The organism is Streptococcus sp. DD11, from assembly GCF_001578865.1.
GTDB classification, from domain to species: domain Bacteria; phylum Bacillota; class Bacilli; order Lactobacillales; family Streptococcaceae; genus Streptococcus; species Streptococcus panodentis.
In genome coordinates this window covers 447,715-462,888 of the sequence record NZ_KQ969392.1, presented here as the reverse complement: position 1 = coordinate 462,888, position 15,174 = coordinate 447,715, and the positions used below count along the sequence as shown (strand labels likewise).

At 49.0% G+C, this 15,174-nt stretch carries 11 protein-coding genes, 1 other RNA gene and 3 pseudogenes; 14 read left to right on the top strand and 1 reads right to left on the bottom strand.

What is annotated here, in order from left to right; translation table 11 throughout:
- Positions 1 to 998: pseudogene (gene gshAB, locus STRDD11_RS14100) on the bottom strand (bifunctional glutamate--cysteine ligase GshA/glutathione synthetase GshB); the annotation flags it as partial.
- A gap of 373 nt (positions 999 to 1,371) precedes the next feature.
- Between gshAB and STRDD11_RS02165 the strand changes: the two are divergent.
- From STRDD11_RS02165 to STRDD11_RS02100, 14 genes and pseudogenes are all read left to right on the top strand, one after another.
- Positions 1,372 to 2,664 carry an adenylosuccinate synthase gene (locus tag STRDD11_RS02165; RefSeq protein WP_128834900.1) on the top strand — a complete coding sequence of 431 codons (1,293 nt, stop codon included), beginning with the start codon at positions 1,372 to 1,374 and terminating at the stop codon, positions 2,662 to 2,664.
- Between the two features lie 440 nt (positions 2,665 to 3,104).
- Positions 3,105 to 3,581, top strand: coding sequence for a tRNA adenosine(34) deaminase TadA (gene tadA / locus STRDD11_RS02160; protein WP_128835348.1), 477 nt, complete (start codon positions 3,105 to 3,107; stop codon positions 3,579 to 3,581).
- Between the two features lie 30 nt (positions 3,582 to 3,611).
- Positions 3,612 to 3,710: signal recognition particle sRNA small type (ffs, locus tag STRDD11_RS02155), an RNA gene on the top strand.
- A 450-nt stretch (positions 3,711 to 4,160) separates the two neighbouring features.
- On the top strand, positions 4,161 to 5,510 hold the full coding sequence (locus tag STRDD11_RS02150) for a glucose-6-phosphate isomerase (protein ID WP_128834898.1): 1,350 nt from the start codon (positions 4,161 to 4,163) through the stop codon (positions 5,508 to 5,510).
- Between the two features lie 137 nt (positions 5,511 to 5,647).
- On the top strand, positions 5,648 to 6,505 hold the full coding sequence (locus STRDD11_RS02145; RefSeq protein WP_128834896.1) for a hypothetical protein: 858 nt from the start codon (positions 5,648 to 5,650) through the stop codon (positions 6,503 to 6,505).
- Positions 6,506 to 6,565: 60 nt separating this feature from the next.
- Positions 6,566 to 7,491, top strand: a pseudogene (locus STRDD11_RS02140) (hypothetical protein).
- A gap of 166 nt (positions 7,492 to 7,657) precedes the next feature.
- Positions 7,658 to 8,536 (top strand): hypothetical protein, encoded by an 879-nt coding sequence (locus STRDD11_RS02135; RefSeq protein WP_241209280.1) that lies wholly within the window; start codon positions 7,658 to 7,660, stop codon positions 8,534 to 8,536.
- Between the two features lie 140 nt (positions 8,537 to 8,676).
- Positions 8,677 to 10,209, top strand: coding sequence for a glycerol kinase GlpK (gene glpK / locus STRDD11_RS02130; protein WP_128834892.1), 1,533 nt, complete (start codon positions 8,677 to 8,679; stop codon positions 10,207 to 10,209).
- Between the two features lie 439 nt (positions 10,210 to 10,648).
- The gene (locus STRDD11_RS02125) at positions 10,649 to 11,575 is read left to right on the top strand and encodes a DMT family transporter (RefSeq protein WP_128834889.1); all 927 of its coding nucleotides are present in this window, start codon (positions 10,649 to 10,651) and stop codon (positions 11,573 to 11,575) included.
- Positions 11,569 to 12,096, top strand: a pseudogene (locus tag STRDD11_RS02120) (hypothetical protein); the annotation flags it as partial. The gene STRDD11_RS02125 and the pseudogene STRDD11_RS02120, both read left to right, overlap by 7 nt.
- A 91-nt stretch (positions 12,097 to 12,187) precedes the next feature.
- Entirely contained in the window at positions 12,188 to 12,886 is a 699-nt protein-coding gene (dapD, locus tag STRDD11_RS02115) for a 2,3,4,5-tetrahydropyridine-2,6-dicarboxylate N-acetyltransferase (RefSeq protein WP_128834887.1), read from the top strand.
- A gap of 109 nt (positions 12,887 to 12,995) precedes the next feature.
- Positions 12,996 to 14,129 carry an N-acetyldiaminopimelate deacetylase gene (locus STRDD11_RS02110; protein WP_128834885.1) on the top strand — a complete coding sequence of 378 codons (1,134 nt, stop codon included), beginning with the start codon at positions 12,996 to 12,998 and terminating at the stop codon, positions 14,127 to 14,129.
- Between the two features lie 19 nt (positions 14,130 to 14,148).
- Positions 14,149 to 14,688 (top strand): 5-formyltetrahydrofolate cyclo-ligase, encoded by a 540-nt coding sequence (locus STRDD11_RS02105; RefSeq protein ID WP_128835346.1) that lies wholly within the window; start codon positions 14,149 to 14,151, stop codon positions 14,686 to 14,688.
- On the top strand, positions 14,669 to 15,174 hold a 506-nt coding region (locus STRDD11_RS02100; RefSeq protein ID WP_164828357.1), incomplete at its 3' end, for a rhomboid family intramembrane serine protease. The genes STRDD11_RS02105 and STRDD11_RS02100, both read left to right, overlap by 20 nt.

The window sequence follows — 15,174 nt, the reverse complement described above, 5'->3', positions numbered from 1 at the left end:
GCAGGCAACCCGTTGGTTGAGAGCGTGCGCAGCTTCTAAGCTTTCGTCTGCCTCCTTGACATCCTCCAGCCACAGCAGGGCTAGAAGAAAGAGATGGACACTATCCAGAGTTTCCTGACTGATTCCCAAGGCATCAAAGGGATTGAGATCAAAGCAACGAAATTCCAGATAAGTCACACCCTTGTCCAGATAGCTGCGGTTGTGCTTCTGCCCGCGGAAACGGACAGCAGAGTAAAATTCCTTCTCCGCACTCAGGTCGCCTGCCTGAACATAGCCTTCAATATCCGCGGCATACTGCTCCAGAGAAGCGTAGGAGACATGGATGTGGGGATCATTGACATAGCCATAGTCGCTGTTGCGAAAAGAGCGAATGGGCTGGGGAATGTCCTGGTCATAGAAACCAGCCTCCGCTAAGGGGGCTGCTCCGTAGAGATAGGTCAGCAGCCAGCGGAAGCGCAGAAAGTTGCGGGCCAGCTTGAGATAGAGATCGTTTTTAAAATCTCGGAGGGAAGCATAGCCGCTGACGGCAAAGAGAGCCGCCACTAAGTCCTTGCCCAGCTCTATATTGTAATGAATGCCTGAGATTGCCTGCAGCGTTTGCCGTATTTGGCGGCCAGCCCTTCCCGGTAATGGTGTTCGTATTCATTTTCCAGCCGGGCGATGACAATCTCTTCCTCTGTCAGCCGGGGCGGCATGGAGAGCGGCCAGAGTCGCTCATTGGGATCGATGGAGCGCTCGGCTACGTCTGTGATGGCTCCCAGCAGGCGCCGCGCTTCACTGGCTGAGTGGGCGACAGGGGTGATCAGCTCCAGCTGCTGCTCGCTGAAGTCAGTCTGGATGGTCGGGTGGTAGTTGCGGGAGCCCAAGATCTGCGGATGGTCTGTCTGAGCCAGACTTCCCTCTGCTGTCACCCGCAGGCTCTCTCTTTCGAGGCCGAAGGTTGCCTGCAGAATCGGACTTGCTGCATCTAGTTTTTCTAATAAATGGTCAATGGTCATCGGTTTTCTCCATCCCTGCTATGATAAAATTAGTCTATTACAAAAACAGCCAGAAAACAACTATCTGCTACGTTTTTAGGAAATTTCCGAACCTTTTCGGCCTATACTCTGCTTTGTTTCGGGAAAATAAGAGATTTGCAGCAATTAAACCCTTTTCAAAAAAGAAAAACCAAATCAAAAATCTGTCCAACCTTGAAAAAAAACTCTTTTTTTCTTATAATGAAGTGTAAGATATACCGCAGGTGAGATTCCTGCCATAGATGCAAGAAAGGAAGAGCTGTTTCTTACTCTTTCTATTTGAATTCACTGCCTGAGCTGCAGCCTGCAGCCAGTCTGAATTTAAAATAGTCTGAGTAGAGGCTCAGACAAAGATATGACATCAGTAGTTGTTGTAGGAACCCAGTGGGGAGATGAAGGCAAGGGAAAGATTACCGATTTTCTCTCTGCCAATGCGGAAGTCATTGCCCGCTATCAAGGCGGAGACAATGCCGGCCACACCATTGTCATTGACGGCAAAAAGTACAAGCTGCACCTAATCCCGTCAGGGATTTTCTTCCCGGAAAAAATCTCTGTCATCGGAAACGGTATGGTTGTCAATCCTAAGTCCCTTGTGAAAGAGCTGGCTTATCTGCATGGAGAAGGCATTACCACCGATAATCTCCGTATTTCAGATAGGGCGCATGTCATTTTGCCTTATCATATTGAGCTGGACCGCCTGCAGGAAGAAGCCAAGGGTGAACATAAGATCGGTACCACCATCAAGGGGATTGGACCGGCTTACATGGACAAGGCTGCGCGTGTAGGGATTCGCATTGCTGATCTTTTGGATAGAGACATTTTCAGAGAGCGCTTGGAGCGCAATCTGGCTGAGAAAAACCGTCTCTTTGAAAAGCTCTATGACAGCCGGGCGATGAGTGTTGAGGATATTTTTGAGGAATATTACGCTTACGGTCAGCAGATTAAGCAGTATGTGACTGACACTTCCGTCATTCTCAATGATGCTTTGGACCATGGCAAGCGCGTGCTCTTTGAGGGGGCTCAAGGGGTCATGCTGGATATTGATCAAGGAACCTATCCTTTTGTAACGTCTTCTAATCCGGTAGCCGGCGGTGTGACCATTGGCTCCGGTGTCGGTCCTAGCAAGATTGACAAGGTTGTCGGCGTCTGCAAGGCCTACACCAGCCGGGTCGGCGATGGTCCCTTTCCGACGGAACTCTTTGACGAGATTGGCGACCGGATTCGCGATGTGGGTCATGAATATGGTACCACGACTGGCCGTCCGCGCCGGGTTGGCTGGTTTGACTCAGTGGTCATGCGCCATAGCCGCCGGGTATCAGGGATTACCAATCTCTCCCTCAATTCGATTGATGTTCTGACCGGTCTGGATACGGTGAAGATCTGTGTAGCTTATGACCTTGACGGTCAGCGCATCGATCATTATCCGGCGAGTCTGGAGCAGCTTAAACGCTGCAGGCCGATCTATGAAGAGCTGCCGGGCTGGCAGGAGGACATCACTGGTGTCCGCAGTTTAGAGGACCTTCCTGAAAATGCCCGCAACTATGTCCGCCGTGTCAGTGAGCTGGTCGGTGTCCGTATCTCAACTTTCTCAGTCGGCCCCGGCCGGGAACAGACCAATATCCTGGAAAGTGTTTGGTCCAGCCTGTAATAGATGAGTCTGATACCGTATAGCCTTTTCGTTTGCTTCTAGCAGTGAACTGGTCTGGGAGCATAAAAAGGTTCGGGGAACCCTTTTAGCCCTGTCCAGAAATTGAAAAGCAGGGAAAGTTCCAGCTATCGTCTGGAAATAAGAAAATGATAGGCAGCAAGGCGGTGGCTGGCAGACAGCATATGGGAGTCTGTCCTGCTGTCAGCCTTTGTCTTTGCAAGCCTTTAGCGTCTGGGCAAAATCAACCTTTTAAAAAAACGGCTCTTAAGTTTCTTTTAAGTCGGGTTCTTTATAATGAAATCATAAACAAAGATCTCCTAACTTTGTTTAGAAATCCTAAAACTTTTTCATAATAATCTCCTGAAGGCCACCCCAGCGGTGGCTTTTGTTTTGCCTGAAGGCATGTTATAATGGAGAGGAAGAGTGGAAAGGGAAAAGGGATCATGGACTACAGTCAGGAAGAAAAAGAATTTTTTATGAGGGAAGCTCTGAAAGAGGCAGAAATCGCTCTGGCACATGATGAAATTCCCATCGGCTGTGTCCTGGTCAGGGACGGCGATATTATCGGCCGCGGCCACAATGCCCGAGAGGAACTGCAGCGGGCGGTCATGCATGCGGAAATCATGGGCATTGAAGAGGCCAATCAGCATGAGCAGAGCTGGCGTCTGCTGGATACCACGCTCTTTGTCACCATTGAGCCCTGTGTCATGTGCAGCGGGGCTATCGGTCTGGCCCGAATCCCTCGGGTTGTCTATGGTGCCAGAAATCAGAAATTCGGTGCTGCCGGCAGTCTCTACGACATCTTGACTGATGAGCGGCTCAATCACCGGGTTGAGGTGGAAAGCGGGCTTTTAGAGGAAGACTGCGCTGCTGTGATGCAGAATTTTTTCAGAAACCGCCGGAAAAAAAGTGAGTAAATGTCTAGAGTTTTGAGAAAGTTTGTGTTATACTGATTAATGGAGCAACAGTTTTGCGTGAAGCGGGTCAGGGGAGGAATCCAGCAGCCCTAAGCGAAGTAAACTGTGTGCTCTTTTCTATTGCTCTTGACGAATCCAGTCCCAAGGACGCAGATACGTTTTAGAGCAATGGATGCAGTTTTATCCGTTAGGATAAAAGCTGTAAACCTTTGACCATCATGAACCAAATCTGCAGTCCGCAAGTGAGCTTAGAGATATGGATGCCCAGCCGCTGGTCGGCGCGTGGGTACGGAGCTCTTGACGAATCCAGTCCCAAGGACGCAGCTGCGTTATAGTACAGCCTCCCAGCCTTCTCGGGAGTTTTTTCTTACTGTTTCCTGCGGAGTTGCAGAGCAAGAGAATGCTTTTTTACAGATTGGTAGCTGAATGCAAACGATTGCGTCTAAGCCTGCTCTGCTTTGAAGGCTGTCTTTAAAATAGAGCAGGGAGATAAATGTAAACGTTTTAAAATGGTAAAACTACTTGCGTATTTGTCTTTAAAGCGTTATCATAAAAGAGAAGAAATAATGGAGGATGAACATGACACATATTAAATTTGACTACTCCAAGGTGCTGGGCAAGTTTGTGGCACCTCATGAAGTAGAATACATGCAGTCTCAGGTGACTGCTGCTGATGAATTACTGCGCAAAGGAACCGGAGCGGGAGCAGATTTCCGCGGCTGGCTGGACCTTCCTGAAAATTATGATAAGGAAGAGTTTGCCCGTATCCTGCAGGCGGCGGAGCAAATCAAGTCAGACAGCGATGTCTTGGTCGTGATTGGTATCGGCGGATCTTATCTGGGAGCGAAAGCAGCCATTGACTTTTTGAATCATTCCTTTGTGAATCTGCAGAGCAAGGAAGAACGCAAGGCGCCGCAGATTCTGTATGCCGGCAACTCGATCTCGTCAACCTATTTGGCTGATCTGGTGGAATATGTGGCGGACAAGGACTTCTCTGTCAATGTGATTTCCAAGTCAGGAACGACGACAGAACCGGCTATTGCTTTTCGTGTCTTTAAGGAACTCTTGCTTAAGAAATATGGTCAGGAAGAAGCTAACAAGCGGATTTATGCAACGACAGACCGTGTCAAGGGGGCAGTTAAAGTGGAAGCTGATGCCAATGGCTGGGCTACCTTTGTTGTGCCGGATGATGTCGGCGGCCGTTTCTCAGTGCTGACAGCGGTAGGCCTCTTGCCAATCGCAGCTTCCGGTGCTGATATCACCAAGCTCATGGAAGGTGCCAACGCTGCCCGCAAGGCTTACACTTCTGACAAAATTTCGGATAATGAAGCCTATCAATATGCGGCTCTGCGCAATATCCTTTACCGCAAGGGCTATGCGACAGAGATTTTGGTCAACTACGAGCCGTCCCTGCAGTATTTCAGCGAATGGTGGAAGCAGCTGGCCGGTGAGTCAGAAGGCAAAGACCAAAAAGGGATTTACCCAACTTCAGCCAACTTTTCAACGGACCTGCACTCTCTGGGCCAATTTATCCAAGAAGGTGCCCGTATCATGTTTGAAACAGTTGTTCGTGTTGATAAACCGCGCAAGAATGTGCTGATTCCTGAACTGGCAGAGGACCTGGACGGTTTGGGCTACCTGCAAGGAAAAGATGTAGATTTTGTCAACAAGAAGGCCACAGATGGCGTGCTGCTGGCCCATACAGACGGTGATGTGCCTAATATGTTCGTCACACTGCCAGAGCAGAATGCGTTCACGTTGGGTTATACGATCTACTTCTTTGAGCTGGCGATTGCCCTTTCAGGCTACCTGAATGGCATCAATCCATTTGACCAGCCTGGTGTAGAAGCCTACAAGAAGAATATGTTTGCCCTGCTTGGCAAACCGGGCTTTGAAGACCTGAGCAAAGAGCTGAATGCCCGCCTGTAATCATGCAAGACAAGACCTTCCTTCGGGGAGGTTTTTTGATTGGAAGAAAAATTTATGTTATAATACTGTAAAATTTGTCATCTTATTTCAATGTTTTTGCAATGTGGCAAATCAACAAAATTTACAAGGAGAAAACCATGTCAGAAAAAGACGGACAAGGTCAAGTGCAAGGGGGTTGGCAAGAGCATGAAACCAGCCAGCCATTGCAAGGGAATTTCCAGCAGATTCAGCCGCAAGGGCTGCCTGATAAGAAGGGCAATATCGGAACAGTCATAGGGGGTTCAGTTTTTGCTCTCATCATTGGCCTTTTGATCGGCAGCGGTTCAGCTTATTTGATCGGCAAGCAAGCGCAGACAGATAAGGACATCCAACGCATTAAACGCTTGACTAAGGCGCAGGAAGAAGCCAAGGAAAAAGACAAGGGATTTATTACGGATGGTCAGTCAGTGCAGTTCACATGGACCTTGAAAGATTTGGGGTTGTTGAGCTATACGAATGATGATGGCTTAGGCTTGACGGCAGATCAAATTGTTGCAGCATACGGGTTGGCCAGCTCAGCCGAATATGATGGCAATCAGCTGATACTCCGCTGGGCTTCTTCTGTCAGAGACAAGGAGCAAAATATCTATTTTCAATTCGACGAAGTAGATCAGAATTACTATCTGAGGCAGGTGACAGTGGGAGACTCTTTCAAGGAATATAGAAAAGAGAAGGAAACGACAGATTGGAGCGAGCTTTCCCAAGAAGATTTGGAGCGATTGCAGACAGGGGATAAGGAGACCGGGAAAGGAGGAACGGCCTTGTCAGAAGTTCTGCAGAAGCATCCGGTTCCATCAGAGATTGTCATCACAACCGAGCGCGATGTGGATAATAGGATTGTCTCCAACCGTTTGATGGCTGCGGCGACTTACAAGACGGAAGATGGCTATCAGCATCTGGTTTTCTTAGGACAGAGAGACGGGAGCTTTTTATATATCGGAGCTGATGAAGAATAGGTTTTCCGGTTACTGTTTCAAAGTCTCGCTGAGACCGTTTTTACTGTTACAATTTAAAAAATAAGTAAGGAGGAAGGAAGATTGACAGAAAAGCAATCACAGCATTCTTTTGATCCGTCAAAAAATGCTCAGTCGCAAGAGGGGGACCGCATCATTTTCAATCTCCGCAAGACCATGTTTCAAGCCCGCAGGGACCAACTCCGCCTTTGGCCAAGAATAAGCTATGGAAGGGAATCCTGATAGGTGCAGTCCTGCTTTCTCTTGGCATTGGACTAATCGGAGGAGGAGTATGGGGCTATGGCATGGGAACAGCGGATGTTATCAAAGGAGAATATCCTGAGCTGCGGCCCTTGGCGGATGCTGGGCCGTCAAAGAGAGATCAATCAGACCAGTACATTGATCCAGATGAGGCTGCATTTAACTGGAATATTGACGATTTGGCAGATTTGCGGTTTAATACTGTGCAGACAGATGCTAATGGGACTCCTATAGAGGATATTCTGGATAAATACGGTAAGGCTTTAAAGGGGGATTTCTCTAACGATGAGATGGATTTAGAGTGGGGGACGCTCCAAAGCTATGATGAGGAAGAAGAATGGCCGATTTATTATACGGACCAATCTGTTTCTCTGGATTTTGATAAGAAAAAAGAGGCCTTCTATCTGAACAGCCTTCATATGTATGACATTCGTTTTGTAGGAAGCAGTCATAATGCTGAGGATGAAGCGATGGCGACGGATTATTTTGAAAAACTGAAAAAAGGCGATGCAAAGACTGGTAAAGACGGTGTTTCCTATAAGGATGTTTTTAAGGAATATGGCAGTCTGCGGAACATCTATATCTATGTCGATGAAGATTTTAAGGAGAAGACTAGCCGAACCATCATGGAGGCTGTGTATGCAGCTCCTAATGGCGGCAGCTATAAATTGACTTTCATTCAGCAGGAGGATGGGAATTATCTCTTGTCTGCTGCTCTTGCAAAATAAACAGCAAAAAGGAGAACCAATGACAGAACAAAACAAAGCACAAGAAGCATCACTGGATGGAGCGGCTCCAATTCCGCAGCAGCCCCAGATGTCAGAAACAGGGCAATTTTCAGCCGCTTCAGTAGGGGGTCAACCTCCTCAAGCAGCAGTTGGAGGGCCAGAGATGATGAATACGAATCAAGATTTTGGTGCTCAGCAGCCAACAGTTGAAGCGTTCTATACTCAAACGCCTCAGCAGAATGGTTGGCCGCAGGCGCCCTTTCAAGAGTCCCCGTCTCCAGGCTTCAATCCGGCTGGGCAAAACGATGCTGGTCTGCAGCAAACTGCCAATTTTTCTGACCAGCTGGGCCAAAAACCGCAGAAAAACCAGACAGGGAAATGGATAGGATTTTTAGGAATCGGTCTGGCAGCAGGACTATTTCTAGGAGGTCTGGGCGGCTATTTCCTAAATGATTTTATGAGCGGCGGAAGTACACAGCTTGTGTCGACGAAAAATGTACGAAAAGGCCAGCAAACCAACTTTGCTGCCTATGTAGCCCAGTCTGAAGATGATGTATATGAATGGAAAATGAAAGATTTTGAAAAACTGAACTTCCATCATATAGATGATGATGGGCTGACTCCTGATCAGGTTATTGAACAATTTGGCTTGGCTAGCAATGTGACTTTTCAAGAAGAAGGGCTGTCTTTGTCTTGGCTGCCTGATTCTGGCTATACCAGCCTTACCTTTGTAAAAGACGAGGATGGTGTCTATCGTCTCAATGGCATGCATGCTATGCCCGGCAGTGATGATTATGATCGGAAAGTATCTGATCAGATTACAGAGAAGTTAAAGACAGGCGATAAGGAAACAGGCGAAGGGGGCTCTTCCTTTACGGAGCTAGTCAAAGAGTTTCCGGAATATAGAAGTATCTCAGTTTTTGGAGATGGTGAATTGGCGCCAGAGATGCAGATAAACTACGAAACTTCCTCCAGCAAGGAACTGAATCTGATTTTTATCCGTCAGGAAGACGGCCGGTATCTTTTGAGTAACATTTTGAAATAAGACACGGAAAGAGTGCTGAACGGACAAAGAATTTGGAGGTTGGCATTCTTTTTGTGATTTCCTCACAAAATGGTCAAAAAGCATAGAAAGAAAACGCTTTATTTTGTATAATAGAAACAAAGACAGAATGGAGGTTTTTTATGCCGCAGGAAAACTATATCATGGCGATTGATCAGGGAACGACCAGTTCTAGAGCGATTATTTTTAATCATGCAGGTCAGCAGGTCTGCGCCAGTCAGAAGGAATTCAGGCAGATTTTTCCGGAGCCGGGCTGGGTAGAGCACAATGCCAATGAAATCTGGAATTCGGTGCAGTCAGTCATCGCCAATGTCTTTATCGAAAGCGGCATCAAGCCCAGTCAGATTGAGGCTATTGGGATTACCAATCAGCGGGAAACAGCAGTGGTCTGGGACAAGGAAAGCGGTCTTCCAATCTACAATGCGATCGTCTGGCAGTCACGGCAGACAGCGCCGCTGGCAGAGCAGCTGAAGAAAGAAGGCTGTACGGAGCTCTTTCATCAGAAGACCGGTTTGGTCATTGATGCTTATTTTTCAGCGACCAAGGTCCGCTGGATTTTAGACCATGTGGAAGGCGCTCAGGAAAGGGCGGAGAAGGGGGAACTGCTCTTTGGTACCATTGATTCCTGGCTGGTTTGGAAGCTAACAGACGGCGCTGTTCATGTGACCGATTATTCCAATGCAGCCCGCACGATGCTTTATAACATCAGGGATTTAAAATGGGATGAGGAAATTTTAGACATTCTCCGGATACCTGCGGCCATGCTGCCGGAGGTCCGCTCCAATTCAGAAATCTACGGCTATACCAAGCCCTATCATTTCTACGGCGGGCAGGCAGCGATTGCGGGAATGGCTGGAGATCAGCAGGCCGCTCTTTTCGGCCAGCTGGCCTTTGAGCCGGGCATGGTCAAAAATACTTACGGAACAGGCTCTTTCATCATTATGAATACAGGAGCAGACGCCAGCCTGTCTCAGAATAGCCTGCTGACAACGATTGGCTATGGCATTGACGGCAAGATTACCTATGCCTTGGAAGGCTCCATTTTCATCGCGGGCAGTGCTGTCCAGTGGCTGCGGGACGGTCTGCGCCTCTTGGACTCTGCGGCGGAATCTGAGAGCTATGCCCAGCATTCTCAAAATGCCGATGAAGTCTATGTAGTGCCTGCCTTCACAGGGCTGGGCGCTCCTTACTGGGATCAGGAGGCCAGAGGAGCGGTATTTGGTCTGACCCGGGGAACTTCCAAGGAAGATTTTATCAAAGCAACCCTGCAGTCTATTGCTTATCAGGTGCGGGATATTATTGATACTATGGAAAAGGACACCGGGACACCGATTCGGCTGTTAAAAGTGGACGGCGGAGCTGCCATGAATCACTATCTGATGCAGTTTCAGGCAGATATTTTGGGGATTGAGATTGCCCGAGCCCAGAATTTGGAAACAACTGCTCTGGGAGCGGCTTTTCTGGCGGGTCTTGCCGCTGGCTATTGGCAGGACTTGGAGGAGCTGAAAAGTCTCAATGCTGTCGGCCGGAGCTTCGAGCCGCAGATGGACGCTCAGCGCAGAGAAGAGCTCTACCAAGGCTGGCAGCGGGCTGTCGCTGCGGCTCAGTTTTTTGCGGCGCAGGCGTCCAAAGAGACCAATGAAGCAGAGGAGTGAAGAGAGGGGCAGAAGGACAGCCGTCGTCATTTCGTTTATCTTTTATTCCGTCGTTAACTCGCCTTGCTCTCACAGTCCGGGGGACTGTGAGAGGTTGGGAATAAAACAAACGCAGTTTGTGTCAAAACAGTCCGGGGGACTGAGCCCCGCGAGGATGATTAGGAGCTTTTTGGAGTCTAAAAGACGAACGGTCTTGACACATCCTAACGGATGTTTCATCCATAACCTCAAAGCAGTGCTTTGAGCAGCTCGCTGCCATCCAGTCTGCTCCTGCCTAGTTTGCTGATGATTTTCATTGAGTATTAAATCAATTCCGCCCCAGGAGCCTGCGGCTGGCTCTGGTCTAGTTTGCCGAAGTATACAAGCAAACTAAAAGACCAGAGCTGTTCTTTTTGTCAGGCGGGCTTGCCTTTCCTGAAATATATGTTACAATCGAGATATGAATCAGTATCAAAAGAAACTATTTAGCGGTATTTGCTATGCCTTGGCTTCTGGACTGGTCTGGGGAGCGTCAGGGATTTTTGGCGAATATTTTTTTAAACATTACAGCGTCACGACCGGCTGGATTACCTCCATGCGGCTGATTGTAGCCGGCCTTGTCTTTCTGCTGCTGGCTTTCAGACAGGCTGGCTGGCGGATTTTCGATATCTGGCGGGAAAGGAAAAATGTTCTTCCTTTTACTTTTTATGCCTTGGCGGGTATTTTTTCGGTGCAGTTTTTCTTTTATCTCTGCATTCAGGAGTCTAATGCGGCCACGGCGACGATTTTGCAGTTTACCAGCCCGATTTTTATGCTGGGCTATCACTTCTTTTTCCTCAAGCAGCCAGTCAGCAAGACGGCTCTGCTCTATGTTTTCTTGGCGATGGCCGGCGTTTTTTTGATGACGACCAAGGGGGATATTTCACAAATCACCCTGACACCGCTGGCCCTGCTGGGCGGCTTCATGAGTGCTCTGGCTATGACTCTCAACGCGATTCTGCCGCGCTCCTTTGCTAAGAAATACGGCCTGATTCCGACTATTGGCTGGGGCATGTTTGCGGCTGGGCTGTTCAGCAATCTTTTTGCTCCGCTGCCGCTCCTCCCCTTTCAGCCAGACCTTAAGAGTCTCGCTATCTCGCTGATTATTGCTCTTTTTGGGACGGCTCTTGCCTTTTTGCTGTCTCTCAAGGCAGTCTCTCTGGTTTCCCCTTTGATTGTGACCGTTTTGGGTGCCAGTGAGCCCCTGTCATCCGCTGTTTTCAGCACCCTTTTTCTGGGCCTAAAGCTGGATCTGCCCTTGATTTTGGCAATGATTCTGGTGGTCATTCCGATGGTTTTCCTGTCTCTGGAAGAGGGGAAAAAGTCCGAGGACCAGCCAATCAGCTGATCCCCCAACTTCAGTTGCAGAAGAAAAGGGATGCGGACGAACGAAGCGGTGCAGGGCTCACGCCTAAAGATATTGTTGCTAAATTTGGCAAAGCTCATTCGGGCAATCTGGCTCCTTTCATGGGGCAAGCTGATGGGCGTGGGAGTCTTTTTTATTTCCGGGAAAATCCGCGGCAGCGTTTGTCCTTTTATTTTGAAAAAATAAGAAATGAATATCAACTATCCGGTCTTTATTCTTATAATCTTTTGACTTCGGAGCATGCTCAAAGCCAAAGGGCTTTAAAAGAGGAAGATTTTAATCATCTTGTCCTTGGGAAGGAATTTCAGAATGAATCTGGCGCCAGCTATCCAGAAATTCTAGAGCAGTTTGGCTTGTCAAAATACATAGACATGGATTCTGGAGGTGAGAGCGGACAAAGATTAAACATTCTCTATAAATTGGAAAATGGAAAACAGGTGAGTCTTTGGTTCACAGTATCTCCGGCAGGCGATGACCGCCTCTGCTATAAAAATGTCCGCTGATAGATTGATTAGGGATTTGCAGGAGGTTTTGCAATCTCCTTTTTTATGTTATAATACTTTCTAATCATATTTTACGAATGGAGGCAATCCTATGCCAGCAAGCAAAATGTCCGCTCAAGAAATTATCCAGTTTATCGCAGATGCCAAGAAAAAAACGGCCGTCAAGGTGACCTTTGAAGGAGAACTGCACGGTCCGATTCCTTGGTCTGTTGTGAAATTAGGCAATGTCCTCTTTGGCGATTGGGCCGAAATCAAGCCGCTTTTGGTCAACTTAGAAGAAAATAAAACCTATGTCGTAGAGCAGGATGCCCGCAATTCGGCTGTGCCGCTTCTGGATAAGCGAGAGCTCAATGCCCGGATTGAGCCGGGAGCCATTATCCGCGATCAGGTGGAGATTGGTGACAATGCTGTCATTATGATGGGCGCTGTGATCAATATCGGTGCAGAAATCGGAGCGGGGACCATGATTGATATGGGAGCTGTTCTGGGCGGCCGGGCCAGTGTCGGCCAAAACAGCCATATCGGCGCTGGGGCTGTGCTGGCTGGTGTGATTGAGCCTGCCAGTGCGGAGCCAGTACGGGTCGGAGACAATGTCCTCATCGGCGCCAATGCCGTTGTCATTGAAGGCGTGCAGATCGGCAATGGCTCTGTGGTGGCAGCGGGAGCGATTGTGACTCAGGATGTTCCGGAAAATGTCGTTGTTGCCGGTGTTCCGGCGCGTGTCATCAAGGAGATTGATGAAAAGACACAGCAGAAAACAGCCTTGGAAGATGCTCTGCGGACCCTGTAATATTCATTAAGACAAAAATAGCCGCTTCTGCCAATCGTGCTTGCGGCTCAATTTTTTTGACTGTTCTGAGACTGGAAATAGTCGGACAAGACTTTGAAGGAAAGAAACCATGCTTGATTATGTAAACATTCGCCGCGATCTGCACCAGATACCGGAAATCGGTCTGGAAGAGTACAAAACCCATGCCTACCTGATGCGGGTCATTGACGGCCTGACGGCTGGTCTGGATTTTGTGGAGATTCGGACTTGGCGGACTGGTATCTTGGTCTTTGTCAAGGGAAGTGCGCCGGGCAAGACGATTGGCTGGCGGACAGATATAGACGGTCTGCCAATCAGCGAAGAGACGGGTCTGGACTTTGCCAGCACCCACGAAGGGCGGATGCATGCTTGCGGGCACGATCTGCACATGACGGTTGCTCTGGGCCTGTTGGAGCAGAGCCTGCAGGAACGCCCTGTTCACAATCTGCTTTTTCTCTTTCAGCCGGCGGAGGAAAATGAGGCCGGCGGCATGCTCCTGTATGAGGCTGGGGCCTTTGGCGACTGGCTGCCGGATGAATTTTACGGCCTCCATGTCCGGCCCGATCTGCAGGTGGGGCAGTTTGCCACCAATACTGGTACCCTTTTTGCCGGGACCTGCGAAGTCAAGCTGACCTTTAAGGGCAGGGGAGGGCATGCTGCTTTCCCGCATGAGGCCAACGATGCTTTGGTAGCAGCCAGCTATTTTATCACGCAGGTGCAGACCATTGTCAGCCGCAATGTGGATCCTATCGAGGGGGCAGTAGTGACCTTTGGCGCGCTCCATGCCGGCAGGACCAACAATGTCATCGCAGAGACGGCTTTTCTGCACGGGACTATTCGGACCCTGACTCAGGAAATGAATCAGCTGACCCAGCAGCGTCTGAAAGAGATGGCTGAGGGAATTGCCCAAAGTTTTGGCTTGGAACTGGATTTGGAGCTGAAACAGGGGGGCTATCTGCCGGTGGAAAATGACCCCGAATTGGCTGCAGAGATGATGGAGTTCTTCCGTCAGGAAGCAGGGATTGACCTGATTGACATTGAGCCGGCTATGACCGGAGAGGACTTTGGCTATCTGCTCAGCAAGGTCAGGGGCGTCATGTTTTGGCTGGGAGTGGACAGTCCCTATGCTCTTCATCATCCCAAGATGAGCCCTGACGAAGCAGTCCTGCCTTTAGCTATTGAAAAAATCGGGAAGTTCCTAAACTATAAAAGCAACCAAAGATAAGGAAATGGTGGATGAGCGCATGAAGAAAGAGCTGAGACAAGCTGTACTGAGCCAGATGAAAACATTCGCAGGAAGAGAGAAAGAACAGGCAGACAGCTGGCTGACCCAGCAGCTGCTTCAGTCAGCCGCTTATCAAGAGGCTCAGGTCCTTGCGACCTATCTCTCCATGCCGCACGAGGCTGCGACTTCAGCTTTTATCAAGCAGTCCCAGCTGGACGGCAAGCGGGTCTTAGTGCCCAAGACCTATGGCCAAGGGCGGATGGTCTTCGTGGACTATGATGAGACCCGCCTGCAGAAAAGCTCTTTCGGCCTTTTGGAGCCGATAAGTGAAGATGCTGTGGCTAAGGCGAAGATCGATTTGATCCATGTCCCGGGGGTGGCCTTTAATGAAGCCGGTTTTCGCATTGGCTATGGCGGCGGCTATTATGATCGCTATCTGGCGGACTTTCAGGGACGGACGATCAGCAGCATGTATGATTTTCAGCTGACTGATTTTGAGCCGGATTCCCATGACATAGCGGTAAAGGAGCTGGTGGTTTATGAAGTACATCTACGATAAAAAATATCCTGTAACAAGCGGGCTGTTAATCCTGACAGGGCTTGTCTTTGCGGCCATGTTTTTGCTCAAGGGCTTTGGCTATGACAGCCCCCAGACGGTGTATGAGTTTGGCGCGGTTCATGCATTGTCTATCATCCAAGACCCCAGTCAGCTTTGGCGCCTTCTTGCTGCAATCTTTGTCCATATCGGCCTGGAGCATTTTGCGATTAATGCGGTCACCCTCTATTTTATCGGCCGCCAGACAGAGGAAATTTTTGGTTCCCGCAATTTTTTCCTGCTCTACCTTTTATCCGGTCTAATGGGCAATCTCTTTGTCTTTTTTTTCAGTCCTGACAGTCTGTCGGCGGGGGCTTCCACCTCGCTTTTTGGGCTGTTTGCTGCCATTGTAACGCTGCGCTATGTGGTGAGAAATCCTTATATTCAGCAGCTGGGGCAGACCTATCTGACCTTAATCGTCATCAATGTCATCTTTAGCTTTCTGCCGGG